Origin of the sequence: Micromonospora sp. NPDC000663, from assembly GCF_042898105.1 — a bacterium.
In the GTDB taxonomy this organism is placed as follows: domain Bacteria; phylum Actinomycetota; class Actinomycetes; order Mycobacteriales; family Micromonosporaceae; genus Micromonospora.
Genome location: NZ_JBIAYR010000001.1, coordinates 1,743,597 through 1,770,560, shown reverse-complemented (window position 1 = coordinate 1,770,560; position 26,964 = coordinate 1,743,597). Strand labels below are relative to the sequence as shown.

Here is a 26,964-nt window from a genome sequence, read left to right as displayed (position 1 = left end):
GTGCGAAAGGCCCCCTTCCCGTCGATACGGGAAGGGGGCCGATGTCGATGTGTCGGGTCAGTCCGGCCAGTGGCCGGTCATCCGGCGTACGCCCACCGCTCCACCCCTGTCCACTGCGGCCCGGACCACCGCGAAGATGGCCCCCTGAAGTGCCGCGGCGGCGAGGATCTCGCCCCAGCCGCGGTCCTCGTCGGTGGCGTTGGGCGCCTCACCGTCGCCCGCGGTGACCTTCCAGACCTGCCGGAAGATCGCGCCCGCCACCGTACCCGCGGCGAGACCCAACAGGATGCCTGCCGGCCGGTACGCGGCCCTGCCGATGCTCTTGCTCACCTACGCCTCCCCCGCACGATCATCAGCAACACCACGGCGGCCACCGCACCGGCGGCCACCGTCGCCCACGGCACCGGATTGCGCCGGACCATGTCCCCCTTGTCGTACGCCTGCGCCCGCACGTCCTCGGCGTGGCGCACGGCCTGCCCCTTGACCCGGGCCACGGTCTGCGCCGCCTGCTCGCGCACCCGCTCCCGTGCCTGACCTGCGGACTCCTTCAGGCGCGCCTTGACGTCCGCCTTGGCGGCCAGCGCCTCCATCGTCTCGCCCAACTCGACCCGGGTACGACGGATCTCCTCGCGGAGCGCCTCCGTGTCGCCGGTCCCGTTACCCGTCATGCCCGTCCCCTGTCCTTCACCGCGGCGGCGACGGTGTCCACGTCGGCCCGCAGGCTGCGTACCGTGGCCGCCGGGACCGGTGGGACCGCACGGCTGACCTGCTTCTTGCCCACCAGGGCGAGGATGCCGGCGATCAGGAAGAGCGCCACCGCCACGATCAGCGCCGCGGCCCAGGCGGGCAGTACCAGGTCCAGCAGCAGGATCGCCGTGACGACAAGCGCTCCCAGGCCGTAGAACGCCATCGCTCCGCCGCCGCCGAACAGGCCGATCCCGATGCCGGCGTGCTTGCCCTTCTCGGTCAACTCCGCCCGGGCCAGCGCCAGTTCGTCCCGTACGAGGCGGGAGACCTGCTCGGTGGCTCGTTGCACCAGCTCGGCGGTGGAGGGCTCGCTCCCGTTGCGGGATGTGCGGGCGTTCGCCACGTCAGCCATGCTGTCCTCCTTTCCTCATCACCGCGCTGTATGCCCGGAGTCGCCGCCCGTCAATCCTAAAGCGCGGCGAGCGGGTGCCCGTCCCTGTCGTCCGGTCGCCGCGCCGCCGAAATCCGACGGCGGCGACCGCCCGCGACAGAGAAGTCCGGCAGCGGATCCCCCACCCAAGCCCGCCCAAACCTCTCAACCGCCCCGACTCGCGCGCGCTAGGGGCGCAGGGACGCGGAGGAGGTTTCGTCGGGGCCCACGAAGGCCTCGCTGCGGGCGTCGCCGTCGTCGCTCCCGCCGAAGACGCGTGCGTCGTCGGGGGCCTCGGTGCCGCCGGGGCGGCGCACCTGCCGGCGGGGCTGCACCCACTGCCACGGCAGGTTGCTGCTGGCGTCGCCCAGCTCGGTACGCACCCGGGGCATCGCGGTGGGCCGGTTGTCCCGGATCCAGGCGACCAGGTGTTCGCGGACGAGGCAGCGCAGATCCCACAGGCTGCCGGCGTCGGCGGCGCTGACCAGCGCGCGTACCCGTACCGTTCCGCCGGTGGCGTCGGTGACCTGCAGGACGCAGACCCGCCCGTCCCACAGCTCGGTGCCCTCCACGAGGCGGCGCAGCTCCTCGCGCATGGTCTGCACCGGCACCGCCCAGTCGACGTCGAACTCGGCGGTACCCAGCACCGCCGCCTCGGTGCGGGTCCAGTTCTGGAAGGGCTTGCTGGTGAAGTACGACGTGGGCAGGATCAGCCGCCGGTCGTCCCAGATCTGCACGACCACGTAGCTGAGCGTCAGCTCCTCGATGCGGCCCCACTCCCCCTCGACGACCACCACGTCGTCGAGGCGTACGGCGTCGCTGAAGGCGAGCTGGAGGCCTGCGAAGACGTTGCCGAGCAGGCTCTGCGCGGCGAGGGCGGCCACCACACCCACCACACCGGCGGAGGTGAGCACGCCGGCGCCGATGCCACGCACGCTCGGGAACGTCATGAGCATCACGCCGACGGTCAGGATGACGATCACCGCGATGGTGAGCCGGCGCAGCATCACCACCTGGGTACGGACGCGCCGGGCGTGCCTGTTGTCCGGAACGTCCACCCGGAAGCGGGCCAGCGCGGTGTCCTCCACCACCACCAACAGCGACGCGACCAGCCAGGCGGTGGTGGCGATCACGCCGAGGACGAGCAGGTGCAGCAGCAGTTGCCGCCAGTGCTCGCCGACGGCGTACCCGGTGCTGAACCGGACGGCGAACTGCACGGCCAGGACCGTCCCGGCGACCTGGAACGGGCGGTGCGCGTGATCGGTCAGCTCGGTCGACAGCTGCGACCGGCGGCCGAACCGCCGGGTGAGCCGGTGGACGACCTCGACCAGAAAGAGAGCGACCGCCGCCGCGGCGAGCGCGGCGACGGCCGTCGTGAGGTAACTCTGCACGGGTTCGGTGCTTCCCTTCGACCAAGCGTCGGCGCTTCGGGCAAAAGCCCAAGAGTGCCGCACGTAGCCGGAATCGACCAGCTCAGACCTTGCGGTACCGGGACTGGAGGAAGCAGTAGACGCCGAAGGCGGCGATGCCCAGGGCGACAAGGGTCAGCAGGAACGTGCCGTACGACTGCTCCTGAAGCGTGTGCAGCGCGGCGTCCAGACCACGGGCCTTCTCCGGGTCGTAGTTCACCGCCGCCACGATGACCAGCAGACCGGCGATGCCGTACGCGACGCCCTTGGCGACGTAACCGGCCATCCCGAGGCGGCGGGCCAACTGGCGGGTCTTGGGGCTCATCTCACCGGTCTTGAGGTGCTTCTCGAACTTCTTGCGGATGCCGTAGATCACCAGGCCGATGCCGATCGCGGCGAGCACCAGCCCGGCCAGGCCGACGAGCCAGCGGCCACCGCTGGAGGTCATCAGCTTGCCGGTAAGCGCCTCCTGCTGGTCGGCGCTGTTCGACCCGGCGTCGGAGAAGACCTTGAACGCGGTCCAGGCGAAGTAGAGGTAGACGATGGTCCGGCCGGCCGAGGCGACCCGTTCCATGACCCGTTCCTTGTCGCGCTCGGCGCGATGCCCGACAGCCGCCTCGAGCCCCTGCCAGATCGCCATCGCGAGCAGGCCGACCGCGATGGCGATGACGAGGAACTTGCCGAGGGGCTGTTCGGAGAGGGTCCGCAGGGCGCCGGACTGGTCGCCGTCGTCGGACGACGTGCCGAACGCGATCTGCAACGCCAGCCAGGCGAAGAGCAGGTGCACGATGCCGTAGCCGATGAAGCCGGCCCGGGCGAGGAGTTCCAGCCACCGGCTGTCCGCCGTTCGGGAGGCGGTGGCTTCGGCGTTACGGGTAAGTGACATGGCGCCACAATCTCCGTTTACGAAGATTTCCAAACGTCGGCCACCGCCGCCCGGGGGCGATCAGTTGCCCGGGTTACGGGACACGCGGATCTTGACCTGCTGGTCGGTGACGCTGTCCAGGGTCACCGCGAAGCCGCCGGCCTCGGTGGCCTGCTGCCCGGTGGTGAGGGTCAACTGCTCGCCGGCGACCTCGACTGTCACCTGGTCGCCCTCGGCGCCGACCAGCTTGGCCTCGACGCCGAGGATTGTCGCGCTCGCGTCGACACCCCGCTCGAAGGTGACGGTGCAGGCGTCCAGCCCGCAGTCGGTGGAGGCGCCCTGGGAGCTGCAACCGGCGAGCACGGCGAGACCGAGGGCCAGACCGGCGAACAGACCGGCGGCGCGGCGGACGGGGGCGGGGGGCACGGTGGCGGGTCGGTTCGTCACCCCGCCAAGAGTACGAGACGGGCGCGACGCCGGGCGGCGGCGAGGGCCCGGGGCACCCCGGCTAGGGTCCGGGACATGCCCTTCGACATCGCCCGTACCCGGGCCGCCTACCCCGCCCTGACCGAGGGTTTCGTCCACTTCGACGGTGCCGGGGGCACCCAGACCGCGGCCGGTGTCATCGACGCGGTGGCCGACGCCATGCGCAGCGCGGTCGGCAACCGCAGTGCCGCCTTCGTCCCGGGTCGGCGCTCGTTGGAGCTGGTCGCCGAGGCGCGCTCGGCGGTGGCCGATCTGCTCGGCGTCGACCCGGCCGGAGTGGTGCTCGGTCCGAGCGCCACCGCGCTGACGTACACCCTGGCCCGTACGCTCGGCGCGACCTGGCGCCCGGGCGACGAGGTGGTGGTGTCCCGGCTCGACCACGACGCCAACGTGCGGCCGTGGGTGCAGGCGGCCGAGGCGGCCGGCGCGACAGTGCGCTGGGCCGAGGTCGACCGGGAGACCGGCGAGCTGCCCGCCGCGCAGTACACCGACCTGGTCGGCGAGCGGACCCGGCTGGTCGCGGTGACCGGCGGCAGCAACGCCATCGGCACCGTGCCGGACGTGCCGGCGATCGCCAAGATCGCACACGCGGTCGGCGCGCTGGTCTGCGTCGACGGCGTCCACTCGGTGCCGCACGGGCCCACCGACCTGGCCTCGCTCGGCGCCGACGTGCTGGTCACCAGCGCCTACAAGTGGTCCGGGCCGCACCTGGCGGCGATGGTGGCCGACCCGGCGCACTGGGACACGCTGCGCCCGGCGAAGCTGCTGCCGTCGTCCGACGCGGTGCCGGACCGGTTCGAGTACGGCACCCCGAGCTTCCCGCTGCTGGCCGGCGTCACCGCCGCCGTGGACCACCTGGCCGGGCTGGACCCGGAGGCGGTCGGCGACCGGCGGGCACGGCTGCGCGCCGGACTGGCCGCCGCGCAGGCGCACGAGGAGGCACTGCTGGAGCGGCTGCTCGCCGGGCTGGCGGAACGGCCCGCCGTCACCGTCTACGGTTCGCCGGCCCGGCGCTGCCCGACCGTGTCGTTCCGGGTCGCCGGGATGTCACCGGCGGCCACCCAGGAGGCGTTGGGCGCCGCCGGTTTCTGCCTCTCGGCCGGCGACTACTACGCCTACGAGTACTTCCGACTGATGGGTCTGCGCGACAGCGGCGGTGCGGTGCGAGCCAGCATCTACCACTACAACACGGCCGACGAGGTGGACCTGTTGCTCGCCGAACTCGACGTGGTGCTCGAGCGGGAAGGGAGAATGACCCGGTGAGCACCCTGGTCGAGGACAACCCCGCCAAGAACCGCTTCGAGATCCTGGTCGACGACGCGCTTGCCGGTTTCACCGCGTACGTGCCCCGGGGGGAGGTGCTGGTCCTCACCCACACCGAGGTGGACCCGGGATTCCAGGGCAAGGGCGTGGCCAGCGCGCTGATCCGGGGCGCCCTGGACGAGATCCGCGCCAGGGGTGGCCGGCTGGTGCCGCAGTGCCCGTTCGTGGCCGCGTTCGTCGACAAACACCCCGAGTACGCCGACCTGGTCGTCGAGCAGGCCTAGGCCCGGCCGGTCAGCGCCTCGGCGGCCGCCCGCCCGCTGGCCCGGGTGGCGCCGTGGGTGGCCAGGTGCACCGCCCCGGTGACCAGCTCGGGTACGCCCAGCTCGACGACTACCGCGTCCGGGCGGGCCGCCACGGCCCGCCGTACGGCGTCCCGCATCCAGTCGTGCCGGTGCAGGTCGCGGACCACCAGGACAAGGGGACGCCCACCCGCCGGGGCGCCCGGGTCGGCGGGCACGTCCGGTTCGGCGTAGCGGACCGTGTCGGTGCCCGGCAGCAGCTCGCCCAGCGGCTCCCCGATTCCCCACGGCGTTTCGGCGCCGATGGCGATGTTGCGCGGCGGCTCGAACTCGACCACGTACGCGGGGCGGGTCAGTGGCAGCACGGCCGGTCCCGGTCGCGTGGTGCTGACCCGCACGGCGCGTCGGGCGGCGACGAGCCCGACGTCGGTGGCGCCGCGAGTCCCGTTCGACAGGGTGGTGCGGGCGGCGACCGTCCAGGCGGCGAGCTGACCGACCCGCTTGGCGGCCTCGGCGAGGCGTTCCTCGGGCAGCTCACCGGAGACCACGGCGGCCACGATGGCGTCGCGCAGTTCGCGGGCGTCCCGCTCGCCGGCGCGTTCACCGCCGATGCAGATCGCGTCGGCGCCGGCGGCGAGCGCGCGCACGGCCGCTCCGGCGAAGCCGTACCTGTCGGCGACGGCGCGCATCTCCACGGCGTCGGTCACGATCAAGCCGGAGAAGCCCAGCTCGTCGCGGAGCAGCCCGCCCAGGATGCGCTGGCTCAGCGTGGCCGGCAGCTCCGGGTCCAGGGCGGGGACCAGCAGGTGGCCGGTCATCACCGCCTGCACCCCGGCGGCCACGGCGGCCCGGAACGGGGCCAGCTCGCAGGCGTCGAGCCGGTCCCGGTCGGCGGTGATGCGGGGCAGGTCGTGGTGGGAGTCGACCCGGGTGTCGCCGTGGCCGGGGAAGTGTTTGGCACAGGCGGCGACACCACCGGCCTGGAGCCCGCGGACCCAGGCGGCGGTGTGCCGGGCGACGAGCGCCGGGTCCGCTCCGAAGGAACGCACGCCGATCACCGGGTTGTCCGGGTTGGAGTTGACGTCGGCGTCCGGGGCGTAGTCGAGGGTGATTCCGGCGACTGCCAGTTCGGTGCCGAGGTCGCGGGCGACCGCCTCGGTCAGCGCCGGGTCGTCGACCGCGCCGAGGGCGAAGTTGCCGGGTCGGGAGCTGCCCCTGCCGGATTCGATGCGGGTGACGTCGCCGGCCTCCTCGTCGATCGCCACGATGACGTCCGGGCGTTCGGCGCGCAGCGTGGCAGTGAGGGCGGCCACCTGGGCGGGGTCGACGATGTTGCGGGCGAACAGGACAACCCCGCCGAGGCCCTCGCCGAGCCAACGGCACACCCACGGCGGTGGGGTGGTGCCGACGAACCCGGGTTGCAGGACGGCGGCGGCGAGCGCCGACAGGTCTCCGGCTGGCGCGGTCACGCGATCCCCTCGCGGTGCTGGGCGTCCGTTCCCGGCGTCGACGCGTACCCGCCGACCCGCTGGTTGCGCTCGCTCATGCGGTACCCGTACCCCATCTCTCGCGCGCCCTCGGCGCACCGCCCGGGCAGGCGGTGCTGCCATGGTCACACCGAGCGATTGAATAGTCAATAAACCTTACAGTTGCCTGAGTGCGCAGGCCCGGGGAGAGTGCGGGAATGGATCCCGCCCTGCTGGCCGACGCGACGAGCCCTGCCGACATCCCCGGCGTACGCCTGCTCGGCCTCGTCGTCGGCGCCCTGCTGCTGCTCGCCGCGATCCGGGCGATGTTCGGCAAGCGCTGAGAAACGGCGCCGCCGGTGTGACCGGAGGGCGTCGGGGTACCGCGTGGACATCAGCAGGTACGCGCGCCGAAGGGGACACCATGAAGATCGGTTACTTCCTGTCCAGTGAGGAGTACACGCCCGAGGAGTTGCTGGAGCAGGCGCGCGGCGCCGAACAGGCCGGCTTCGAGGCGCTGTGGATCTCCGACCACTACCACCCGTGGGTGGACGCCCAGGGCCAGAGCCCGTTCGTCTGGTCGATGATCGGCGCGCTCAGCCAGGTCTGCTCGTTGCCGGTGACGACGGCCGTGACGTGCCCCACCGTGCGGATCCACCCGGCGGTGATCGCGCAGGCGGCGGCGACCAGCGCGGTGCTGCACGGCGGACGGTTCGTCCTCGGCGTCGGAACCGGCGAGGCGCTCAACGAACACATCTTCGGCGACGCCTGGCCGCAGGCCGACGTCCGGCTGGAGATGCTCGAGGAGTCCGTCGAGGTGCTGCGCAAGCTGTGGGAGGGCGGCTTCGTCAACCACCACGGCACGCACTACACGGTCGAGCACGCCCGCATCTACACGCTGCCCGACGCTCCCCCGCCGATCTACGTCTCCGGGTTCGGCCCGAAGGCCATCGACCTGGCCGCCCGCATCGGCGACGGCTACGTGAGCACCATGCCCGACGGCGACATGGTCCGGCGCTTCCGCGAGAACGGCGGCGGCGACAAGCCGTGCCAGGGCGGCTTCAAGGCGGCGTACGCGGACAGCGAGGACGAGGGCGTGCGGATCGCGTACGAGCGCTGGCCCAACGCCGGGGTGCCCGGTGAGCTGTCCCAGGTGCTGCCCTCGCCGCGGCACTTCGAGCAGGCCGGCGAGCTGGTCAAGCCGGAGATGATGAAGGAGGCGTTCGTCTGCGGAAACAACGCCGAGGCGCACCTGGAGATGATCGACAAGTACGCCAAGGCCGGCTTCGACGAGGTGTACGTGGCCAACACCGGCCCCCACTTCCAGGGTCTGTTCGACCTCTACCGGCGGGAGGTCCTGCCCCGACTGCGCTGAGACGACGAGTTACGAGCCCATGATCGTTGAAAGTGTTTCGGCGGTCATGGGCTCGGGTACCTCCGGCCCTCGATGAAACTGTCCACGCATTCGATGTCGTTGCGCCGCGCGGCGCGCAGCCTGTTCGGCTGGAACGCGCTGCGGCCCAACCAGCTGGCCGCCATGCGCGCGGTGATGAAGCGACGCGACGCGCTGGTGGTCCTGCCCACCGGCGCCGGCAAGTCGGCGATCTACCAGATCCCGGCGAGCCTGATCCCCGGCCCCACCGTGGTGATCTCCCCGCTGCTGGCCCTGCAACAGGATCAGATCGCGGCCCTCAACGAGCGGCAGCGCCCCGAGCTGCGGGCGGTGCGGATCAGTTCGAACGAGTCGGCCACCCAGCAGGCCGAGGCGATCGCCGAGATCCGCGAGGGTCGGGCGGAGTTCCTGTTCATCACCCCTGAGCAGTTGAGCAACCCCGACCGGATGGCCGAGGTGAAGTCGCTCAAGCCGGCGCTGGTGGCGATCGACGAGGCGCACTGCATCTCGGCCTGGGGGCACGACTTCCGCCCCGACTACCTGGCGCTCGGGCACCTCATCGAGGGCATCGGCCGACCGCCTGTGGTCGCGCTGACGGCCACCGCCTCCCCGCCGGTCCGCGACGACATCATCGCCCGACTGCGCCTGCGCGACCCGGAGCTTGTGGTGTCCGGTCTGGACCGACCGAACCTGTTCCTGGAGGTGGCGCACTGCCCCACCGAGGACTACCGGTGGCGGCGCCTGATGACCCTGCTGCGCGACGAGGGTCGGCCGGGGATCATCTACGTGCCGACCCGTCGGGCGGCCGAGGAGTTGGCCAGCCGGTTGACCGACGCCGGCTACCCGGCGCAGTTCTACCACGGTGGGATGGCCGCCGGCCCGCGCGCCGACCTGCACGAGGCGTTCCTCGCCGACCAGGTGCCGATCATGGTGGCCACCTCGGCGTTCGGCATGGGCATCGACAAGCCGAACATCGCCTGGGTGGTGCACATGGCGCTGCCCGACTCGCCGGACAGCTACTTCCAGGAGATCGGCCGGGCCGGCCGCGACGGCGAGCCGGCCCGGGTGCTGCTGCTCTGGCAGGTCGAGGACGTGGGTCTGCAACGCTTCTTCAGCGGCGGTCTGCCCGACGAGACCGAACTGCGTGACCTCGCCGCGCTGCTGCGCCGCAAGCCGGCCACCAAGACCGAACTGCGCGAGGCCACCGGACTCGGGCCGCGCAAGCTGGGCCAGTACCTGTCACTGCTGGAGCAGGTCGGCGCCGCCGAGCCGCGCGCCCGTCAGCGCATCGGCGCACCCCGCTACTCCCCCAAGCCGGCCGAGGCCGCCGCGGCGGCGCTGGCCGAGGCCGAACGGCAGCAGACGGTAACCCGCTCGCGGACCGACATGATGCGGGCGTTCGCCGAGACCACCGCCTGCCGGGGGCAGACCCTGCTCGCCTACTTCGGCGAGCAGATGACGAAGGTCTGCGCGCACTGCGACAACTGCCACAACGGCACGAGCGTCGCCGACCAGGGCGCGGTCGGGCCGTTCCCCGTGCACAGCCAGGTCCGCCACCCGGAGTGGGGGCACGGCATGGTGCTCGGCTACGAGGACGACAAGATGACGGTTCTGTTCGACGAGGTCGGGTACAAGACGCTGTCCGTGCGCGTGGTGTCCGAACAGGGCCTGCTGACACTGGACTAGCCTGACCCGGGCACCGATTGACCACACAGAGCAGGGCGGAAGGGGCGTTGCCGTGATCGAGCAGCCGGCGTACACCGGTTTTGGTTTCTCCGACGGGGAGTGGGGGCTGCTCGTCGGTCTGCCGCAGTCGGTGCTGACCGCCGCGAGCGCCGCCGAGTCCGACGGCACCCGCCGGACGATGGCGGAGACCGCGGCCGGGCTGGAGACCATCGCCGCCGGCCGGGAGTCGGCCAGCCCGCTTGTCGCCGCCGTGGCCGGCGAGATCGTGACCCGGGTCGGTGACCCGGAGACCGGTGCGGAACTGCCTGTCATCGAGCCCGCCGAACCCCGGGCGTACATCGACGACGTGCTGCTGCGGGCCGGCGAGGCCGCCGCGCTGCTGGCCGCCCGGGTCGACGAGGGCGAGGCCGGCGCGTACAAGCACTGGCTGGTCACCATCGCCGAGCAGGTGGTGGGCGCGGCGTCCAGCGGCGGGCTGCTCGGCATCGGCGGTGAGACGGTAAGCGACTCCGAGCGGCGGTTCCGCGACCGTCTGGCGCACGTGCTCACCGACTGACCGACGACACCGGCGTACCGGTCGGCTCGGCGGCGGTCACCGCCGCGGGGTCGGCCGGCCGCACACCGCGCAGCGTCAGCAGCGCGGTCGCCGCTCCCAGCAGCATCGTCGCCATGGCCGCGTAGGCGGCCAGGTGCAGCCCGTCGGCGAACGCGTACCGGGCGGCGTGCAGCACTGCGTCACCCAGCTCCCCCGGCAGCCCCTTGGCCACGGCGAGCGCACCGCCCAACGTCTCCCGAGCCGTGTCCCGGGCGCCCTGCGGCAGGTCGGCGGGCAGACCGTCGACGACCTCGCGCCGGTAGACCGCAGCGCCCACGCTGCCCAGGATCGCCATTCCCAGCGCGCCGCCCAGCTCGCTGCCGGACTCGGTGAGCGCGGAGGCGACGCCGGCCTGCTCCGGCGGCGCCGCGCCGAGGACCAGCTCGGTGACGAGGGACATCACCATCACCAGGCCGCCCGCGTAGACGCTGGCGCCGGCCAGCAGCAGCCACAGGTGCGAGTCCGGCGTGACCCGGGTCAGCACCACGAAGCCGAGCACCGCGATCCCGAAACCCGCGCCGATCAGGTACGCCCGCTCCACGCGCTGGGCGAGCGCGGCGGCGGCCGGCGCGACACCGCCGACGGCGAGCGACGGCACGAGGCTCCACAGTGCCGCCCGCAGCGGACTCATGCCGAGCACCAGCTGGAGGTGTTGGGTGGTGAAGATGGCGAAACCGACGAGCGCGAACATCGCCAGCAGGTTGACCGCGAGCGACCCGCCGAAGCCGGGTCGGCGGAACAGCGCCAGGTCGATCATCGGGTACGGCCGGGTCCGTTGCCGGCGCAGGAACAGCGCCGCGACCAGCAGGCCGGCGACGACCGCGAGGACCCGCGTCGCGTCGACGCCGTCGCGGGCCATCTCCTTGCTGCCGTAGATCACCGGCAGCAGCGCGCCGAGCGACAGGACCGCGCTGACCAGGTCGAACGGCCCGGCGGCCGGGTTGCGGAACTCGGGCACCAGGACCGGGGCGAGCAGGAGCAGCATCAGCATCGCCGGGATGTTGATGAGGAAGATCGAGCCCCACCAGAAGTGCTCCAGCAGGACGCCGCTGAGCACCGGACCGATCGCGATGCCGCCGGTGAGCGTGGCCGTCCAGATGCCGATCGCGGTGCCCCGCTGCCGGGCGTCGTGGAACATGTTGCGCACCAGGGCGAGGGTGGAGGGCATCAGGGTGGCGCCGCCGATGCCGAGCACGGCACGCGCGGCGATGAGCGTCTCGGCGCTGTGGGCGTACGCGGCCAGCAGGGACGCCGCGCCGAAGGCGATGGCGCCGAGCAGCAGCAGTCGGCGCCTGCCGATCCGGTCGCCGAGAGCGCCCATCGTGATCAGCAGGCCGGCCAGCACGAAGCCGTAGATGTCGAAGATCCAGAGCTGCTGGGTGGCGGTGGGGCGCAGTTCCTCGCTGATGAACGGGACGGCGAAGTACAGCACCGACACGTCCATCGACACCAGGAGCAGCGGCAGCATCAGCACCGTGAACCCGATCCACTCCCGCCGGCCCGCCCTCGGTGCCTGTGTGATCGTCGTCGTCATGATCAGATCCTTTCTGCGTATGCCGTACGCTGTTATGCGTAGACCATACGCAGAACTAGGATGGCGAGGCAAGGAGGACATGTGGCGGCGAAGAAAGACGACAGCGGGCCGGCGCTCCCCCCGGCCATCGAGAGCGCCTGGGGGCTACGCGAGCGGCCGCCCAAGGGGCCCCGCCCCGGGCTGAGCGTGCCCGGCATCGTGGACGCCGCCGTACGGGTGGCGGACGCCGACGGGCTGGCCGCCGTCTCGATGAGCCGGGTAGCCAAGGAACTGGGCGCCGCCACGATGGCCCTCTACCGCCACATCGGCTCGAAGGACGACCTGCTCCTGCTCATGGTCGACGCGGGCTACGGCCCACCGCCCGGCCCGGCGGCACCCGGCGACGGCTGGCGAGCCGGCCTGACCCGCTGGGCCCGGGCCGAACGCGACGTGCTGCGGCACCGCACCTGGCTGCTGCACGTGCCGATCACCGGCCCGCCGATCACCCCCCAGCAGCTCGGCTGGCTGGAGGACGGGCTGCGCTGCCTCGACGACACCCACCTGGCCGCGGGCGAGAAGATGTCGGTGATCCTGCTGGTCACCGGCTACGTCCGCAACGAGGCCACGCTTACCGCCCAGATCGCCGAGGGCAGCCGGGCGGCCGGCGTCAAGCCCGGCGAGATGATGCCCGCGTACGGTCGTACCGTGGCCCGACTCATCGATCCCGCGCGCTTCCCCGCACTGCACCGGGTGCTGACCTCCGGCGTCCTCAACCAGGACGACGACCCCGACGACGAGTTCACCTTCGGTCTCGACCGGATCCTCGACGGCATCGAGGCACTCGTCGACCGACGAGCGTCCTGAGGGGCGCGGATGCTGCACCGGCAGACCGTCGACACCACAGTCCTGCCCCCGGGCGAGCGGTTCGGCATGTGGCTCGACCTGGTCGCGCGCACCTCGGCGCCACTGCGGATCACCTCCGCGCACGTCGACGACTTCGCCGCCCGCGCCGACTTCGTCGACCTCGGCCCCATCCGACTGGTCGAGTACCAGTACCCGTCACTGGACGCCACCCGCACCCGCAAACTGGTCCGGCAGTCGGACCCGGAGCTGTACGTCCTCGCCCTCACCACCGGCGGTGTCGGTACGTCCAGCCAGGACGGTCGCCACAGTGAGATCCGGGCCGGTGAGTTCACCTTCTACGACGCCTCCCGGCCACACGACGTCTGCCACCACGCGATCGAGCCGGAACGCACCCGGGCGACCTCGATCATCACGCTGATCCCGCACGCCGCGCTGCCGCTGCCGCCGCACCGGATGGCCGCGCTCTACGGCGGCCGGATGTCCGGCAGCGAGGGCATCGGGGCGCTGCTGGCGCAGTTCCTGGTCCAGGTCACCGGGCATCCCGAGCAGTACCATGCCGCCGACGCCGGCCGCCTCGGCGCGATCGGACTCGACCTGACCACCACAATGCTCGGCCGCCACCTGGTCGCCGAGGACGAGGTGCCGACCGAGGTACGCCGCCGGGCGCTGGTCACCCAGGTGCAGGCGTACGTCCACCGCCACGTCGGCGACCCGGCGCTCAGCCCCCGGGTCGTCGCGGACGCCCACCACATCTCGTTGCGCTCGCTGCACCGGCTGTTCGAGGCCGAGGAGACGACAGTGGCGTCGTACATCCGCGACCTGCGGTTGACCAGGTGTCGACGCGACCTGGCCGACCCGGCCCTGCGCACCCAGCCCGTCCAGGTCATCGCCGCGCGCTGGGGTTTTCCCGACAAGGCCCACTTCAGCCGGGTGTTCCGGGCGGCGTACGGCATCAGCCCACAGACGTACCGGGAGTCCACCTCGGATCCGGCACGGATCGTCAACCACCCGGCATCCGTGGTCAACTCGCCTGCGGCAGACTGACAGCGCAGCGGCCGGCCGTCGCCCGGCGGGCCGCCAACGGGGGCCGTGGCGAGGCGCCCGCCGCCACTCGCGGCGGGCGGCCGCCCGGTGGTCCCGGCAATTGTCGACGGGCTGCTCAGGCCTTCTCCAGCGCCGCCAACACGACCCGTTCGGCCTCCTCGCGCGGCGCGTCCGGGTCGACAGGCACCACCACCCCGTCGTGGTAGAGGTCGACGATCCGAGGGTCCACGTAGGACGTACGGGCCACTGTTGGCGTGTTGCCCAGCAGGTCCGCCACCTCACGCATCACGGCCGCCACCGCCCTGCGGCGCGCGGTCACCGAACGGGCCAGGCCGACAGTCGCCAACTCGGTCGCGGCGAGCACCGTGGCGTGCCAGGTCCGGAAGTCCTTGGCCGTCATCTCCCCGCCGCTGGCGTCGCGCAGGTAGCCGTTGACCTCGTCGCTGCGCACGTCGCGCCACTCCCGGCCGTCCCAGTAACCGAACAGCCGCTCGGCACGCCGCCGGCGCCGACGCAGGTCGACGAGCACCCCGCACAGCTCCGGGTCCTCGATCCGGCGTACCTGCTCGATGCCGCCCTTGGCGGGGAACTCGAAGACCACGCAGCCGCCCCGGGTCCGGGCGTGTTCGGGGCGCAGGGTGGACACCCCGAACGTCGGGTCGTCGCCGGCCGCGTACTGCTCGTTGCCTACTCGGAACATCCCCATGTCCAGCAGCCGGGCCACCGTGGCGAGCACCCGGTCCCGGCCCAGGCCCCGTCCGTCGAGGTCCCGGCCCACCCGTTCGCGCAGCGCCGGAAGCCGCCGCGCCACCTCCAGCATGTGGTCGAACTTCGCCTCGTCCTGCTTCTCCCGCCACACCGGGTGGTAGAGGTACTGCTTGCGGCCGGCCGCGTCGATGCCTGTCGCCTGGATGTGCCCATTCGGGTACGGCGAGATCCACACGTCCTGCCAGGCCGGCGGGATGACGAGGTCCCGCAGCCGGGCCAGGACGTCGGGGTCCCTGACCGCGTCGCCGGCCGGGTCGAGAAAGAGCCAGCCCTTGCCGCGCCGGCGACGCCGGTATCCCGGCCGGCCCGGATCGCTACGCCGCAATCGCACCGGAAACCCGCACCACCCGTTCCACCTCGGCCACGGCGGCCAGCACCTCGTCGAGGCCCAGGGCCGCCAGCATCGGGTGGCTTCCTACCCCGTCCCAGCTGGGCCAATCCATCTCGCCGGCCCAGAGCACGCGATGCCGGGGACGGTCCGGTGGCGGCCCCCAGAGCGCCGGCGGCACCGGCCCGAACAGCACCACCGACGGGGTGCCGTACGCGGTGGCGAGGTGCGCCACCCCGGTGTCTCCGCTGACCACCAAGCGGGCGTCGGCCACCAGCGTGGCGAGCGCGCCGAGGTCGGTCCGCCCGGCGAGCACGGCCTCGGCCGGCAGTCCGGCGTCGTCGGCCACCCGTACGGCGATAGCCCGTTCGTCGGCCGAGCCGGTGAGCAGCACCCGGTGCCCCTGGTCGGTGAGGGCGCGGGCCAGTGCCGCGAACCGGTCCGCGGGCCAGCGCTTCGCGGGGATCTTGCTGCCCGGATGCAGCAGGGTGGCCCGGGTGGGCAGTCCCGCCGGCTCGGGCCGGCGCAGGCCGAGGTCGGCGCGGTCGGCCGGGATGCCGTACCAGGACAGCAGCCGGCACCAGCGGTCCACCTCGTGTTCCCGCTCGACCCACTCCGGTCCGGCGGGAAAGCCAGCCTCCTGGTTGGCGAAGGCGAGCAGCCGCCCGGGCCGGGTCGCGGCCAGCAAACTGTGCGATCCGGGGCCGCGCCCGTGCAGGTTGACGGCGACGCGCGGCGCCGACCCGACCCGCACCGGCCGGTCGAGACCGTCGGTGTCCACCAGCCGGTCGACGCCGCCGACCAGGTCGACAAGCGGGGCCAGCCAGGCCGGCGCGGCGAGCGCCAGCTCCCGACCGGGGTACGCGGCCCGCAACGCCCGCAGCGCGGGCACGGCGGTGACCAGGTCGCCGACGCCCAGGGCCCGCAGGACCAGGATCACGGGTACGAGGTCTCCTGCTCGGCGCAGACGACAAGTTCCCGTACCGCGCACCCGGCCGGCTGGTTGAGCGCGAACATGATCGCCGCGGCGGTGTCGGCGGGGTCGTTGAGGATGGCGTCCGGCCCCGGCTTGTACTGCGGGTCCCGCTCGTCGAAGAACGCCGTCCGCATCCCGCCCGGAATGAGCAGGGTCACGCCGACCTGGCCGGCGAGTTCGGCGGCCAGCGCCCGGGTGAAACCCACCACGCCGAACTTCGCGGCGCAGTACGCGGTGGCGTCGCTTACCGCCTTGACGCCCAGGGTGGAGGCGACAGTGACGACGCGGCCCCGGGAGGTCAACAGGAACGGCAGCGCGGCCCGGATCACGGCGGCCGTCGCGAGCAGGTCGACGGCCACGATCCGGTCCCACGTCTCGCCCGGTACGTCGGCGAGCCGGCCCGGCACGTCCATGCCGGCGGCCGTGACCACCGCGTCCAGGCCGCCGGCCTGCTCGGCGAGGTGCCGCGTCGCGGCCTCGGCGGCCCGGGTGTCGGCCAGGTCGCACTCGGTCCAGGAGACTCCGTCGACAGGCGGCTGCCGGTCCAGTACGAGCGGCCGGCCGCCGGCGGCGGCGACCGCGGCCACCACCGCCGCGCCGAGCCCGCTGGAGCCGCCGGTGACCAGGACGCTCGGGCCGGTGGCGGTCATCGGACCCGCTCCGGCGTCGACACCGGCGCGACCGAACGGGCGATCATGTCGGTTGTGGACCGACCGTCCAGGTAGGGCACCACCACCGTGTTGCCGCCCCACCGGCGCAGGACCTCCGCCTCCGGCAGACTCGCGGCGTCCCCTCCCCCGGTGGCGTAGTCGCCGCCCTTGACCCAGATGTCCGGCCGCAGCCACGACAACGCCGCTTCCGGGGTCGACTCGTCGAAGACCATTACCGCGTCGACGCAGCTCAGCGCCGCGAGCAGCCGCGCCCGGTCCCCCTCGGACATGACCGGCCGGTCCGGCCCCTTCAACCCGGCCACGCTGGCGTCGGAGTTGAGGCACACGATCAGGCAGTCGCCGAGCTGCCGGGCGGCCTGGAGGGTCGCCACGTGCCCGGCGTGCAGCAGGTCGAAGCAGCCCCCGGTCGCCACCACCGTGCCGCCCGCGGCACGGACCTCGGCCAGCAGCGCGGCGACGGGAGCGACGCCCACCCGGTCACCGCCGGGGCCGGGCACGGCGGCACGTACCGGATGGTTGCGGGTGCCAGCCGGTGACGGCAGGGCCGCGGCGACACCCCCACCGGCCACGTACGCGGACGCCTCCGCGACGGCCGCCTGCACCGCCTCGGAGACCAACGCGCCCTGGGCCAGGGCGAGGCTGGCGGCTGCCGCGAACCGGTCGCCCGCGCCGCAGGTGTCCCCCTCGGCGCTGCCCGGGGTGGGCACCACAAGCGGCGTCGACCCGGCGTGGCAGAGCAGCGCGCCGTCCCCGCCCAGGGTCACCGCGACCGCCCCGGCCCGCCAGCGCCGGCGCAGCCCCTGCGCGCCCCGGGACGCGGCGGCCAGCCGGGACGTCCCGGGCAGAGCCGGGACCAGCTCGCGCACCTCTGACTCGTTCGGGGTGGCCAGGTGCACGCCGGGCACGGCGGCCGGGCCACGCGGATGCGGGTCCCACACCACGGGCGCGCGGGTGGCGGCGAGGGCGTCGCGCAGCGCCGGCTGCCGGGCCACCCCCCGACCGTAGTCGCTGACCAGCACCGCCGACGCCGCGCCGATCACGCGCAACACCTCCTCGGAGGGCTGGCCCGGCTCGCCGGGCACACCGCCGCGGTCATGGCGCAGCAGCACCCGGCCCCGGGCCCGCAGCCGGATCTTCTCCGGCGTCGCCCCGGACAGGGGCAGCGGGTACACCCGCACGCCGGCTGCGGCGAGCAGGGCACTCAGGCGGGCACCACCGGCGTCGTCGGCGAGGGCGGTCACCAGCACCACCTCGGCGCCCTGCGCGGCGGCGAACACCGCCGCCAGACCGGCCCCACCGGGCCGGTCGGTGGCCACCGTCTCGTCGAGCACCGGCACCGGCGAGTCCGGGCAGAGGCGGTTCACCACCCCTTCCACGTCCCGGTCGAGCAGGGTGTCCCCGACCACCACCACGGGTCCCCTCACGCTTTCCTCCTCATCCTCACGCGTCGACCTGCTGCCCGGCCCCGCCGTCGAGCACCACCTCGACCCCGGTCCGAACCGGAGACGACGACGCGGCGACGGCCGACGGGGGCAGTTCCTTTTCGAGGTACTCGCAGATCAGATGACTCGTGACGAGGTGCAACTCCTGGACGACCTGGGTGTCGGTCGACGACACGGCGAGCACCTCGTCGCACGCCTCGGCGAGGGCGTTGGGAGTCGGACCGGTGAGCGCCCACGTGGTGAGGCCGGCGTCGCGGCCGGCCCTCGCGGCGGTGAGCAGGTTCTCGCTGGCGCCGCTGGTGCTCAGCAACAGCAGGACGTCGCCGGGCCGCCCGTGCGCGCGGACCTGCCGGGCGTACACGTCGGTGTAGCCGTAGTCGTTGGCGATGGCGGTGACCGCACTCGTCTCGGCGTGCAGGGCGATCGCCGACAACGGCTGCCGGTCGTGGTGCAGCTTGCCCACCAGCTCGGCGGTCAGGTGCTGGGCCTCGGCGGCGCTCCCGCCGTTGCCGGCGACCAGCAACCGGCCGCCGGCCGTCAGCCGGTGGGCCAGCTCGGCACCCCAGCGCGCCACCTGCGGCTCGCAGAGCCGGTACGGCACCAGCGCCGCCGCCAGGTTCGTCAGGTGGGTCTCCAGAAGGTTGCCCGCCGGCATCAGGCCACCACCCGGGTCGGCCGGCGCACCGCGGCCACCTCGCCGTAGACCTCCGCCAGCCGCTCCGCGGTCGCCGCCCACGAGTACCGGGACCGGGCCCGCTCACGCGCCGCCGTGGCGTACGCGAAGCGCCGGATCCGGTCGTCGAGCAGTCCCTGGATCGCGGTGGCCAGCGCCCTCGGGTCCCGCGCCGGTACGAGATCCCCGGTCGTCCCGTCGACCACCGTGTCCCGGATGCCACCCACGGCGGTGCCCACGACCGGCACCCCGCAGGCCATCGCCTCCAGCGGGGTCAGGCCGAACGGCTCGTACCAGGGTGCGGCGACGAGCAGGTCCGCCGAGCGGTACCAGCGGCCCATCTCCTCCCGGGCCACGGCGCCGACCAGGTGCACCCGGTCGGCCACCCCGCACGTCTCGGCGAGCGCCCGTAGCCGCCGGGCGTACGGGTCGGTCTCCAGCAGCCCCTCGGGCGGGCCGCCGACCACCACGCACTCGGCGTCGGGGACCAGCGCCATCGCGCGCACGACAGTCTGGAAGCCCTTGCGCTCGACCAGCCGGCCCACGGTCAGGATCCGGGCCCGCCCGGGCTCCCGGTCGGCGGCCGGCCCGAGGGGGGCGAACGTGGAGAGGTTGACGCCGGAGGGCACCACAGTCATCCGGGACCGGGGCACTCCCATCCGGACCAGCTCGCCGACCTCGTCGCGGCACTGCGCGACCACCCGGTCCACCGAGCGGCCCAACTCCCGCTCGTACGCGATCCGGCGTGCCGGGCTGGTGTCCTGCACGCCCTGGTAGCGGCGCTTCACGGTGCCCAACGCGTGGTACGTCTGCACCACCGGCACCCCGGTCTGCCGCCCGGCGTTCAACGCGGCGAGACCGCTCATCCAGAAGTGCGCGTGGATCACCTCGGGTGTCCAGTCGCCGCCCCGCCACCGCTCGACCAGCCAGCGGCTGAACTCCCGCATGTGCGGAAGCAACGCGTCCTTGGCCACCGGCTCGGCCGGCCCGGCGGGTACGTGCACCACGTCGTACCCGTCCGGGCTGCGGACCGTCACCGGCAGGTCGAGCGCGTCGCGGCGGGTGTAGACCCGTACCTCGTGGCCGGCGGCGGCGAGCGCCGCGGACAGCTCCGCGACGTGCGTGTTCTGGCCGCCGGCGTCCTCGCCTCCGAGGATGGCGAGCGGGCTGGCGTGCTCCGAGATCATCGCGATCCGCATATCTCCTCCTCCAGCAGCCGGTCCCAGTCAGCGAGGAAACGGTCGAGGCCGTATCTGTCCCGTGCGGCGGTCCGTGCCACCGCGCCGGCCTGACGCGCGGCCTCCGGTTCGGCGATGAACCGGCGGGCGGCGTCGAGCAGGGTGTCCGTCCGGGTGGCGAGGGCCCCCGCCTCCGGGGGTACGGCAGTCACCGCCTCGGTGGTGGCGAGCGCGACGACAGGCATGCCGATCGCCATGGCCTCGATGAGGCTGAGCCCGAGCGAGGTCCAGCGGCACAGGTGCAGGTACGCGCGTCGCCGTGCCAGCTCGGCGTGCATCCGGTCCTGGGGCACGTCGTCGTGGCTGGTGAGCCGGTCGGCGGGCAGGCCCAGGTGGTCGGCGAGGCCGGCGACGCCCATGCCGAACACGTCCAGGGGGGCGATCTCGGCGAAGCGGGGCAGCAGGTCGGTGCCGGTGACCCGCCCCCGGCGCACCGGTTCGTTGATCACCACGGCGAGCCGGTCCAGCTCGCCCGTGTAGGACACGGCGGGGGCGACGATGCCGTGGTCGACGACAGTGGTGCGGGTGGCACCGGTGTCCCAGAAGATCTGGTTGAAGCCTGTGACGTGGGCGATCAGCAGGTCGTCCCGGTCGGCCATCGGGTGGCGCGTGTTCGGCACGTCGCCCTTGGGGGTGTTGTGCTCGACGTAGATGGCGGGGACGTCCCGGCCGGGACGTCGGCGCAGCCACTGTTCGGCCAGGTCGATCTCCTCGGGCCGTTGCAGGATGACCAGGTCGACGTCCGCGTCGGGCAGCTCGTCCGGGCTGACCTCGACGGCGGTGTCCGGCCACGGGTAGGTGCGGGCCCGGCCGAGGCCGTACGGACCCCGGTCGGGTGTGGTGGGGATCAGGTAGCGGTGACGGCCGTGCACGAACGACGTGGTCCAGGAGCCGTGCACGTGCCAGAGCAGGACGTTCATCGGCCGCCACCACCGGCAACGGCGAGCACCCGCAGCGCCTCGACCACCTCGGCCGGCTCGACGTCGCTCAGGCACGGGTGCCCGGGGACGGGGCAGCTGGCGGCCCGGGTGTCCCGGCAGGGCGCGGCGGCGTCCCCGAGTCGGACGGTCGGCACCCGGTACGGCCCCCACTGTCCGAACGGGACGGTCGGCGCGAACAGGCTCACCACCGGCACTCTGGCGGCTGCGGCGAGGTGCGCGGGGCCGGTGTTGCCGACCACCACCGCTGCGGCGTCCGCCACGATCGCGGCCAGGCCGGCCAGGTCGGTCCGGCCGCCCAGGTCGATGCCGCCGGCCGCCGCGACGCGGGCGGTGACCGCCCGCTCTTCGGGACCGCCGGTGACCAGCACCCGGTGCCCGGCGGCGCTCAGCGCGCCGGCGATCCGGGTCGCCAGCTCGGGCGGGCAGGCCCGGCTCGACGCGGCCGAGCCGGGGTGCAGCACCACGTACCCGGGGTCACCGAGACCGGCCGGGCGCGGGGGCAGGGCATCCGGCCGGAGCCGGAGCACCGGCTCGTCGCCGTCGGGCAGCCGGTGGCCGGCGGCGGCGGCGAGGGAGAGCGCGCGTTCGGGCTCGGGGACGCCCACCGGCACCCGGTGGCGTACGTCCAGCAGGGAGCCCGGGTAGTCGTCGCTGATCGCCGCGATCCGGCCGATCCCGGCCATCCGCAGCAGCAGCGCCAGGGGCAGGGCCGACTGGTGGAAGGAGGTGAACACCACCGCCTGGTCCGCGTCGACGGCGGCGAGGCGCGCGGTCAGGTCGCGCACGGCCGCCGGGTCGACGGGCGCCGGAGTGGGGTCGATCCACGGCAGCGGGTGTTCGATGATCTCGTCGACGCCGGGCAGCAGCTCGGCGGCGGCTCGTCCACGCGGCCCGCACAGCAGCACCACACGCCGCGCGCCCGCCGCCACCGCGCGGATCGCCGGCCCGGTGACCAGCACGTCCCCGGCCGAGTCCGACCGCACCACCAACGCCGTCCCGATCCGCTCACCGGCCGGCTCGGGGCGTACCGCCTCCTGGCGGCGCAGGATCTCCCGCACCGCCGAGGGCAGGTCCGCGGCCACCCATCCGGCGGCGGCGACCTCCTCCGGCCGGGTCACCGGTGTGGGCACCAGAACTCCCGCCGCGCCGGCGGCAAGCGCGGCGGCGACGTCCCGGCCGATGTCGCCGACCATGACGCACCGCGACGCGCTCGTGCCCAGCTGTCGGGCGGCGGCGTGCACCAGGCCGGGCGCCGGTTTGCGGCAGTCGCACCCGTCGGCGTCGTCGTGCGGGCAGACCAACCACGCGTCGAAGCGGCCCAGCAGCTCCTCGACGCGGGAGTGCACCGCCCGCATCTGCTCCTCGGTGAAGTAGCCACGCGCCAGACCCGACTGGTTGGTCACCACCGCCAGTCGCAGGCCGGCGGCCCGCAACCGGTCCAGCGCCGCCCTTGCGCCCGGCATCGGCCGCACCTTCTCCGGATCACCGTTGTACGGCACGTCCTCGATCAGGGTGCCGTCCCGGTCGAGCAGCACGGCGTCGTACAGGACCCCCCGGGGGCTCCCGACGGGCCCGGACCAGGCCTGGCCAGCGCGGGCGTACACCCGGGCTGACCTGCGCTGATCCGGATCCTCCTGGTCCTGTCGCACAGGCGGCGGGTTCCCTGCGCCCCGAGGAGTAAACGTCGTCGTGGACGCGGTGGGCCAGCGCCGCCACCGGTGCCCCGCGTCGGCCTTACCCGCCGCCCCGGAGAAGCTAACCCGCAGGTCGTTAGCACCACCGCCGCGCGGGTATGGGAGTTCAGTGGCGATTGTGGAGAAAGTGATCGAAGCTCCCCCGCAGCAGGTGTTCGACGTGCTGGCCGACGGGTGGACGTACAGCGACTGGGTGGTCGGCACGGCACACGTGCGGGACGTCGACGGCGCGTGGCCCCGGGTGGGCAGTCAGCTGCACCACCGGGCCGGCCCGTGGCCGTTCTCGTTGCAGGACGCGTCCACGGTGCTGGTCTGCGAACCACCGCGCCGGCTCGTGCTGCGGGCCGGTCTGTGGCCGGCCGGCGAGGCGATCGTGTCGTTCACCCTGGAACCGGTGGGCGACGGCGCGACCCGGGTACGGATCGGCGAGGACTTCGCCGCCGGCCCGCTGCGCTGGGTCCGTAACAAGCTCAACGACCTGGTGCTGCACATGCGTAACCGGGAGACCCTGAACCGGCTCTCGGACATCGCCACCCGTCAGAAGGGGTGACAGTGACGCAGACCGTTGTGGTGACCGGCGCGAGCGCCGGCGTGGGCCGGGCGGTGGCGCAGGCGTACGCGGCCCGGGGCGCCCGGTTGGCGTTGCTGGCCCGGGGCGAGGCCGGCCTGGCCGCCGCCGAGCGGGACTGCCGGCTGCGCGGCGCCGCCGACGTCCGCGTCCACCGGGTCGACGTGGCGGACGCGGGCGCGGTGCAGCAGGCCGCCGACGACGTCGTGCACCGCTGGGGCGGCATCGACGTGTGGGTCAACAACGCCATGGTGTCGGTGTTCGCGCCGGCGTGGGAGATCCCGGCCCGCGAGTTCCGGCGGGTCACCGAGGTCACCTACCTGGGTACGGTGCACGGCACCCTCGCGGCGCTGCGGCACATGCGCGCGCACGGTCGGGGCGCGATCGTGCAGGTGGGCTCCGCGCTGGCGTACCGGGGGATCCCGTTGCAGTCGGCGTACTGCGCGAGCAAGCACGCCGTGCAGGGATTCAACGACTCCCTACGGGCGGAGCTGCTGCACGACTGCCCGGGGGTGAAGCTGTCGATGGTGCAGCTGCCCGCGCTGAACACGCCGCAGTTCTCCTGGGTGCGTACCCGGTTGCCCCGGCATCCGCAGCCGGTGCCGCCGATCTTCGCGCCGGAGGTGGCCGCCCGCGCGATCGTGTGGGCCGCCGACCACGGTCCCCGGGAACTAAACGTCGGCGGTCCGACCTGGCGTGCCCGGCTGGGCGACATCCTGATCCCCGGGCTGCTCGACCGGAAGTTGGCCCGCGACGGGTACGACAGCCAGCAGACCGGCGAGAGGATCGACCCCGGCACCTGGCGGGACAACCTGGACCACCCGGGCGACGAGGACCGGGACCGGGGTGCGGCGGGCGTGTTCGCCGACCGGGCGCATGACCGCTCGGCGGCGCTGTGGGTGGGCACCCACAAGCCGGCGCTGTCCGGAGTCGCGCTCGCCGGTGTGGCGCTGGCCCTCACCGCGGTGGCCCGGCGACTGCGGTGACCCGCGCTGTGGGCCCTCGCCGCCATTGGGGTGACCTCGCCCGCAACGCCCGGAAGGGGAGCGTTTTCCACTCGGACGCGACAACTGGATACCCTCTCAGGTAGCCCTGTCCGCAAACCGAGGATGTCCGACATGATCGAGCCCGTGCAGCTGCCGTCGCCGTGGCGGGACGCACGCCTGACCGTCGTGGTGCCCACCTACAACGAGGCGGGCAACCTCCCGGCGCTGGTCGAGCGGCTGCTCGCGCTGCCGCTGCCGGGGCTGCGGATCCTCGTCGCCGACGACAACTCCCCCGACGGCACCGGCGAGGTGGCCGACAAGTTGGCCATCGAGCACCCGGATCGGATCGAGGTGGTGCACCGGGCCGGCAAGGAGGGCCTGGGCCGGGCCTACGTGGACGGGATCGGGCGTGCCCTCGACGGTGGCGCCGAGTACGTGGCCCAGATGGACGCCGACCTGTCGCATCCGCCGGAGGCGCTGCCGGGGATGCTCGGTGCCCTGCTCTCCACCCAGGCCGGCGTGGTGATCGGTTCCCGGTACGTGCCCGGTGGCGAGCTGGACGAGAACTGGCCGCTCTACCGCCGGGCGCTCAGCGGCTGGGCGAACCTGTACGTGCACACCCTGCTGCGGGTGCGGATCCGGGACCTGACGGCCGGCTTCAAGATCTGGCGGGCGGACGCCCTGCGGGACATCGGCCTGGACCGGGTGCAGTCCAACGGCTACAGCTTCCAGGTGGAGATGCACTACCTGGCCACCAAGCTGGGGCACACGATCCTGGAGGTGCCGATCCGCTTCGAGGAGCGGCGCGACGGCGAGTCGAAGATGACCACCGCCACCAAGATCGAGAGTGCGTTGATGCCCTTCCGCCTCCGCAACAAGCACCGCAACATCACCCGCTGACCCCTCCCCCGACCCGCACCCATCCGGGTTGATCAAGAGGTTTGCGTCAGATCCGGGCCGGACACCGACGCAAACCTCTTGATCAACCGGGTCTGGGGGCCGGTGGGCTCAGGTGGGGTAGACGGCTCTGTGTGCCTGGGCGATGGCGGCGGCGTAGGCGCGGCCGGTGAGCGCGCGGTCGCGGGCCAGCGCAGCGCGGGCCGCGTTCGCGCCTGGCGCGCCGTGCACCCCGCCGCCGGGGTGCGCCGACGAACTGGCCAGGAAGAGCCGGTCCACCGGGGTGTCCGCCCGGCCCAGGCCGGGGATCGGACGCAGGAACAGCTGCTGGTAAGCGGCAGCCGTGCCACCGCCGAGCGCCCCGCCGACCAGGCTCGGGTTCTCCTTCTCCAGGTCGGCCGGCCCGGCCACGTGCCGGCCCACGATCAGTTGCCGGAAGCCCGGAGCCGCCGCCTCCAGCACGTCCTCCATCCGCTGCACGTGCCCGACGACGTCGTCGGCCCGCCAGTCCCGCCGGAACGGCAGGTGGGTGTACGCCCACAACGACTCGGTGCCCGGCGGGGAGTGGCTCGGGTCGGCCACCGACATCTGCCCCACCAGCAGGAACGGGTCGCGGGGCAGCTCGCCCCGGGCCAGCTCGCCGGCGTAGTGGGTGAGCCCGTTCAGGTCCGCGCCGAGGTGCACGGTGCCCGAGCCGGCCACCTGCCGGTTCGTCCACGGCACCGGCGCGGAGAGCGCCCAGTCCACCTTGAGCGTCGACCCGTCCCAGCGGAAGTGCGCCAGGTCCTCGACCAGCCGGGACGGCAGCGCCGCAGCGCCGACCAGGTCGAGGTAGAGCGCGGGGGCCGGCACGTCGGCGAGCACGGCCCGGCGGGCCCGCCACAGCGCCCCGCCGACGGTGCGGACGCCCATCGCCCGGCCGCGGGCGGTGAGCACCCGGTCGACGGCGGCGCCGTAGATGATCGTCCCGCCGCGCTCCTGGAGGCGGTCGACGAGCGCGTTGGTGATCTGCTGCGCGCCGCCGTCCGGGACCGGCCAGCCGACCTGCTGACCGAGCATGGCCAGCAGCCACCCGTACACCCCGGAGCCGGCCTCCTCCGGGGACAGGTCGGTGTGCAGGGCGCAGCCGGCCAGCAGCGCCGGCCCGCCGGGGCCGTCGAAGAGTTCGTCGCCGAGCTTGCGCACCGGCACCACGAGCCGCCGGGCCAGCCGTAGCGCGCCGGCGATCCGCAGCCGGCGCAGCAGACCCAGCCCGCCGCGTACCGGCGGGAACGGCGTGGTGATGGTGTCCAGCATCGGCTCGGCCACGTCGAGCCAGTCGGTGTACGCGTTGAGCCAGCGCTTGCCGTCACCGGGGGCGAACTGCTCGAGCGAGGCGGCTGTGACGTCCGGATCCCGGTTGATCACCGCGGCCCGCCCGTCGGGCAGCAGGTGCGCCAGCACGTCCGGGGCGTGCCGCCAGGACAGGCCGTGCCGGCCCAGATCGAGCCCGCGCAGCACCGGCGAGGCGTACCCCAGGGGGTAGAAGGAGCTGTAGAGGTCGCTGAGGTAGCCGGGCGCGGTCACCTCGCCGGAGCGGACGGCCCCGCCGGGCACGGCGGTGGCCTCCAACACGACCACGTCCCATCCGGCGTCGGCAAGCAGGTTGGCCGCGACCAGACCGTTGTGACCCGCCCCGACGACGACGGCGTCCGCGCTCTGCGCGCCGGTGGTAGTCATCCGATCCGGCTACCCGGCGCGCAACCGGGCGAAACGCGTTTGCCTCGCCCGGGCCCGGGC

General features: G+C 73.5%; 28 protein-coding genes. 11 read left to right on the top strand and 17 right to left on the bottom strand.

Features of this window, described 5'->3' with window-relative positions; all coding sequences use genetic code 11:
• Window positions 1–57: 57 nt before the first annotated feature.
• The 6 genes from ACFY1S_RS08375 to ACFY1S_RS08350 form a co-directional block, all read right to left on the bottom strand.
• Entirely contained in the window at window positions 58–330 is a 273-nt protein-coding gene (locus ACFY1S_RS08375; protein WP_387114065.1) for a DUF4235 domain-containing protein, read from the bottom strand.
• Window positions 327–668 carry a DUF3618 domain-containing protein gene (locus tag ACFY1S_RS08370; RefSeq protein ID WP_387114063.1) on the bottom strand — a complete coding sequence of 114 codons (342 nt, stop codon included), beginning with the start codon at window positions 666–668 and terminating at the stop codon, window positions 327–329. Before ACFY1S_RS08370 ends, ACFY1S_RS08375 begins: the two co-directional genes overlap by 4 nt.
• On the bottom strand, window positions 665–1,099 hold the full coding sequence (locus tag ACFY1S_RS08365) for a phage holin family protein (RefSeq protein WP_387114061.1): 435 nt from the start codon (window positions 1,097–1,099) through the stop codon (window positions 665–667). The genes ACFY1S_RS08370 and ACFY1S_RS08365 overlap by 4 nt, the downstream gene beginning before the upstream one ends.
• 206 nt (window positions 1,100–1,305) lie before the next feature.
• Window positions 1,306–2,508 carry a mechanosensitive ion channel family protein gene (locus ACFY1S_RS08360; protein ID WP_387114059.1) on the bottom strand — a complete coding sequence of 401 codons (1,203 nt, stop codon included), beginning with the start codon at window positions 2,506–2,508 and terminating at the stop codon, window positions 1,306–1,308.
• An 82-nt stretch (window positions 2,509–2,590) separates the two neighbouring features.
• Window positions 2,591–3,412, bottom strand: coding sequence for a DUF1206 domain-containing protein (locus tag ACFY1S_RS08355; RefSeq protein WP_387114057.1), 822 nt, complete (start codon window positions 3,410–3,412; stop codon window positions 2,591–2,593).
• Window positions 3,413–3,472: 60 nt separating this feature from the next.
• Window positions 3,473–3,838: a hypothetical protein gene (locus ACFY1S_RS08350; RefSeq protein WP_387114055.1), complete on the bottom strand. Its 366-nt coding sequence runs from the start codon at window positions 3,836–3,838 to the stop codon at window positions 3,473–3,475.
• A gap of 75 nt (window positions 3,839–3,913) precedes the next feature.
• Here ACFY1S_RS08350 and ACFY1S_RS08345 point away from each other — a divergent pair, with 75 nt between their 5' ends.
• Together ACFY1S_RS08345 and ACFY1S_RS08340 are read left to right on the top strand one after the other, a co-directional pair.
• A complete protein-coding gene (locus ACFY1S_RS08345; protein ID WP_387114053.1) occupies window positions 3,914–5,140 on the top strand; it encodes a cysteine desulfurase-like protein in 1,227 nt (408 codons plus the stop codon).
• Window positions 5,137–5,424, top strand: a complete 288-nt coding sequence (locus tag ACFY1S_RS08340; protein WP_387114051.1) for a GNAT family N-acetyltransferase — start codon at window positions 5,137–5,139, stop codon at window positions 5,422–5,424. Before ACFY1S_RS08345 ends, ACFY1S_RS08340 begins: the two co-directional genes overlap by 4 nt.
• Here the strand turns inward: ACFY1S_RS08340 and ACFY1S_RS08335 are convergent.
• A complete protein-coding gene (locus ACFY1S_RS08335; RefSeq protein WP_387114049.1) occupies window positions 5,421–6,911 on the bottom strand; it encodes a glycoside hydrolase family 3 protein in 1,491 nt (496 codons plus the stop codon). The genes ACFY1S_RS08340 and ACFY1S_RS08335 overlap by 4 nt on opposite strands.
• A 215-nt stretch (window positions 6,912–7,126) precedes the next feature.
• Here ACFY1S_RS08335 and ACFY1S_RS08330 point away from each other — a divergent pair, with 215 nt between their 5' ends.
• The 4 genes from ACFY1S_RS08330 (at window position 7,127) to ACFY1S_RS08315 (ending at window position 10,543) form a co-directional block, all read left to right on the top strand.
• On the top strand, window positions 7,127–7,252 hold the full coding sequence (locus ACFY1S_RS08330) for a hypothetical protein (protein WP_334628212.1): 126 nt from the start codon (window positions 7,127–7,129) through the stop codon (window positions 7,250–7,252).
• Window positions 7,253–7,332: 80 nt separating this feature from the next.
• Entirely contained in the window at window positions 7,333–8,283 is a 951-nt protein-coding gene (locus tag ACFY1S_RS08325; RefSeq protein WP_387114046.1) for a TIGR03557 family F420-dependent LLM class oxidoreductase, read from the top strand.
• 72 nt (window positions 8,284–8,355) lie between these two features.
• Window positions 8,356–9,987, top strand: coding sequence for a RecQ family ATP-dependent DNA helicase (locus ACFY1S_RS08320; protein WP_387114044.1), 1,632 nt, complete (start codon window positions 8,356–8,358; stop codon window positions 9,985–9,987).
• 52 nt (window positions 9,988–10,039) lie between these two features.
• Window positions 10,040–10,543, top strand: a complete 504-nt coding sequence (locus ACFY1S_RS08315; protein WP_387114042.1) for a hypothetical protein — start codon at window positions 10,040–10,042, stop codon at window positions 10,541–10,543.
• On the opposite strand, the gene ACFY1S_RS08310 is transcribed toward ACFY1S_RS08315, so the two are convergent.
• On the bottom strand, window positions 10,533–12,116 hold the full coding sequence (locus ACFY1S_RS08310) for an MFS transporter (protein ID WP_387114040.1): 1,584 nt from the start codon (window positions 12,114–12,116) through the stop codon (window positions 10,533–10,535). The genes ACFY1S_RS08315 and ACFY1S_RS08310 overlap by 11 nt on opposite strands.
• A gap of 81 nt (window positions 12,117–12,197) precedes the next feature.
• Here ACFY1S_RS08310 and ACFY1S_RS08305 point away from each other — a divergent pair, with 81 nt between their 5' ends.
• Both ACFY1S_RS08305 and ACFY1S_RS08300 read left to right on the top strand, forming a co-directional pair.
• Window positions 12,198–12,959, top strand: coding sequence for a TetR/AcrR family transcriptional regulator (locus tag ACFY1S_RS08305; protein WP_364371392.1), 762 nt, complete (start codon window positions 12,198–12,200; stop codon window positions 12,957–12,959).
• 9 nt (window positions 12,960–12,968) lie between these two features.
• Complete coding sequence (locus ACFY1S_RS08300) at window positions 12,969–14,003, top strand: helix-turn-helix domain-containing protein (RefSeq protein ID WP_387114038.1); 1,035 nt, start codon at window positions 12,969–12,971, stop codon at window positions 14,001–14,003.
• 115 nt (window positions 14,004–14,118) lie between these two features.
• Here ACFY1S_RS08300 and ACFY1S_RS08295 read toward each other — a convergent pair whose 3' ends face one another.
• The 8 genes from ACFY1S_RS08295 to ACFY1S_RS08260 are packed head-to-tail and all read right to left on the bottom strand — an operon-like array spanning window position 14,119 to window position 22,689.
• Entirely contained in the window at window positions 14,119–15,102 is a 984-nt protein-coding gene (locus tag ACFY1S_RS08295) for a DNA topoisomerase IB (RefSeq protein WP_387114036.1), read from the bottom strand.
• Window positions 15,086–16,039: a glycosyltransferase family 9 protein gene (locus ACFY1S_RS08290; protein ID WP_387114034.1), complete on the bottom strand. Its 954-nt coding sequence runs from the start codon at window positions 16,037–16,039 to the stop codon at window positions 15,086–15,088. The genes ACFY1S_RS08295 and ACFY1S_RS08290 overlap by 17 nt, the downstream gene beginning before the upstream one ends.
• Complete coding sequence (locus ACFY1S_RS08285; protein WP_387114032.1) at window positions 16,036–16,725, bottom strand: SDR family oxidoreductase; 690 nt, start codon at window positions 16,723–16,725, stop codon at window positions 16,036–16,038. Before ACFY1S_RS08285 ends, ACFY1S_RS08290 begins: the two co-directional genes overlap by 4 nt.
• Window positions 16,722–18,170, bottom strand: a complete 1,449-nt coding sequence (locus ACFY1S_RS08280; protein WP_387114030.1) for a PfkB family carbohydrate kinase — start codon at window positions 18,168–18,170, stop codon at window positions 16,722–16,724. Before ACFY1S_RS08280 ends, ACFY1S_RS08285 begins: the two co-directional genes overlap by 4 nt.
• 16 nt (window positions 18,171–18,186) lie before the next feature.
• Window positions 18,187–18,846, bottom strand: coding sequence for an SIS domain-containing protein (locus ACFY1S_RS08275; protein WP_387114397.1), 660 nt, complete (start codon window positions 18,844–18,846; stop codon window positions 18,187–18,189).
• Window positions 18,843–20,060, bottom strand: a complete 1,218-nt coding sequence (locus ACFY1S_RS08270) for a glycosyltransferase (protein WP_387114028.1) — start codon at window positions 20,058–20,060, stop codon at window positions 18,843–18,845. Before ACFY1S_RS08270 ends, ACFY1S_RS08275 begins: the two co-directional genes overlap by 4 nt.
• Window positions 20,045–21,019, bottom strand: a complete 975-nt coding sequence (locus ACFY1S_RS08265; RefSeq protein ID WP_387114026.1) for a glycosyltransferase — start codon at window positions 21,017–21,019, stop codon at window positions 20,045–20,047. The genes ACFY1S_RS08270 and ACFY1S_RS08265 overlap by 16 nt, the downstream gene beginning before the upstream one ends.
• Window positions 21,016–22,689, bottom strand: a complete 1,674-nt coding sequence (locus ACFY1S_RS08260) for an HAD-IIIA family hydrolase (RefSeq protein ID WP_387114024.1) — start codon at window positions 22,687–22,689, stop codon at window positions 21,016–21,018. The genes ACFY1S_RS08265 and ACFY1S_RS08260 overlap by 4 nt, the downstream gene beginning before the upstream one ends.
• A gap of 154 nt (window positions 22,690–22,843) precedes the next feature.
• On the opposite strand from ACFY1S_RS08260, the gene ACFY1S_RS08255 reads away from it, so the two are divergent.
• The 3 genes from ACFY1S_RS08255 to ACFY1S_RS08245 all read left to right on the top strand — a co-directional run bounded on the left by ACFY1S_RS08255 (window position 22,844) and on the right by ACFY1S_RS08245 (window position 25,188).
• The gene (locus tag ACFY1S_RS08255) at window positions 22,844–23,284 is read left to right on the top strand and encodes an SRPBCC family protein (protein ID WP_387114022.1); all 441 of its coding nucleotides are present in this window, start codon (window positions 22,844–22,846) and stop codon (window positions 23,282–23,284) included.
• Window positions 23,285–23,286: 2 nt separating this feature from the next.
• Window positions 23,287–24,288 (top strand): SDR family oxidoreductase, encoded by a 1,002-nt coding sequence (locus tag ACFY1S_RS08250; protein WP_387114020.1) that lies wholly within the window; start codon window positions 23,287–23,289, stop codon window positions 24,286–24,288.
• A gap of 132 nt (window positions 24,289–24,420) precedes the next feature.
• Window positions 24,421–25,188 (top strand): polyprenol monophosphomannose synthase, encoded by a 768-nt coding sequence (locus ACFY1S_RS08245; protein ID WP_139586273.1) that lies wholly within the window; start codon window positions 24,421–24,423, stop codon window positions 25,186–25,188.
• Between the two features lie 108 nt (window positions 25,189–25,296).
• Here the strand turns inward: ACFY1S_RS08245 and ACFY1S_RS08240 are convergent, their stop codons facing one another.
• Window positions 25,297–26,904: a phytoene desaturase family protein gene (locus tag ACFY1S_RS08240; RefSeq protein ID WP_387114018.1), complete on the bottom strand. Its 1,608-nt coding sequence runs from the start codon at window positions 26,902–26,904 to the stop codon at window positions 25,297–25,299.
• Between the last annotated feature and the right edge of the window lie 60 nt (window positions 26,905–26,964).

What these genes read in the sequence shown, in the direction of transcription:
- ACFY1S_RS08370 (WP_387114063.1), bottom strand. Translation starts at nt 668, where the DNA reads ATGACGGGTAACGGGACCGGCGACACGGAGGCGCTCCGCGAGGAGATC.
- ACFY1S_RS08365 (WP_387114061.1), bottom strand. Translation starts at nt 1,099, where the DNA reads ATGGCTGACGTGGCGAACGCCCGCACATCCCGCAACGGGAGCGAGCCC.
- ACFY1S_RS08355 (WP_387114057.1), bottom strand. Translation starts at nt 3,412, where the DNA reads ATGTCACTTACCCGTAACGCCGAAGCCACCGCCTCCCGAACGGCGGAC.
- ACFY1S_RS08345 (WP_387114053.1), top strand. Translation starts at nt 3,914, where the DNA reads ATGCCCTTCGACATCGCCCGTACCCGGGCCGCCTACCCCGCCCTGACC.
- ACFY1S_RS08330 (WP_334628212.1), top strand. Translation starts at nt 7,127, where the DNA reads ATGGATCCCGCCCTGCTGGCCGACGCGACGAGCCCTGCCGACATCCCC.
- ACFY1S_RS08325 (WP_387114046.1), top strand. Translation starts at nt 7,333, where the DNA reads ATGAAGATCGGTTACTTCCTGTCCAGTGAGGAGTACACGCCCGAGGAG.
- ACFY1S_RS08320 (WP_387114044.1), top strand. Translation starts at nt 8,356, where the DNA reads ATGAAACTGTCCACGCATTCGATGTCGTTGCGCCGCGCGGCGCGCAGC.
- ACFY1S_RS08310 (WP_387114040.1), bottom strand. Translation starts at nt 12,116, where the DNA reads ATGACGACGACGATCACACAGGCACCGAGGGCGGGCCGGCGGGAGTGG.
- ACFY1S_RS08300 (WP_387114038.1), top strand. Translation starts at nt 12,969, where the DNA reads ATGCTGCACCGGCAGACCGTCGACACCACAGTCCTGCCCCCGGGCGAG.
- ACFY1S_RS08285 (WP_387114032.1), bottom strand. Translation starts at nt 16,725, where the DNA reads ATGACCGCCACCGGCCCGAGCGTCCTGGTCACCGGCGGCTCCAGCGGG.
- ACFY1S_RS08270 (WP_387114028.1), bottom strand. Translation starts at nt 20,060, where the DNA reads ATGCGGATCGCGATGATCTCGGAGCACGCCAGCCCGCTCGCCATCCTC.
- ACFY1S_RS08265 (WP_387114026.1), bottom strand. Translation starts at nt 21,019, where the DNA reads ATGAACGTCCTGCTCTGGCACGTGCACGGCTCCTGGACCACGTCGTTC.
- ACFY1S_RS08245 (WP_139586273.1), top strand. Translation starts at nt 24,421, where the DNA reads ATGATCGAGCCCGTGCAGCTGCCGTCGCCGTGGCGGGACGCACGCCTG.
- ACFY1S_RS08240 (WP_387114018.1), bottom strand. Translation starts at nt 26,904, where the DNA reads ATGACTACCACCGGCGCGCAGAGCGCGGACGCCGTCGTCGTCGGGGCG.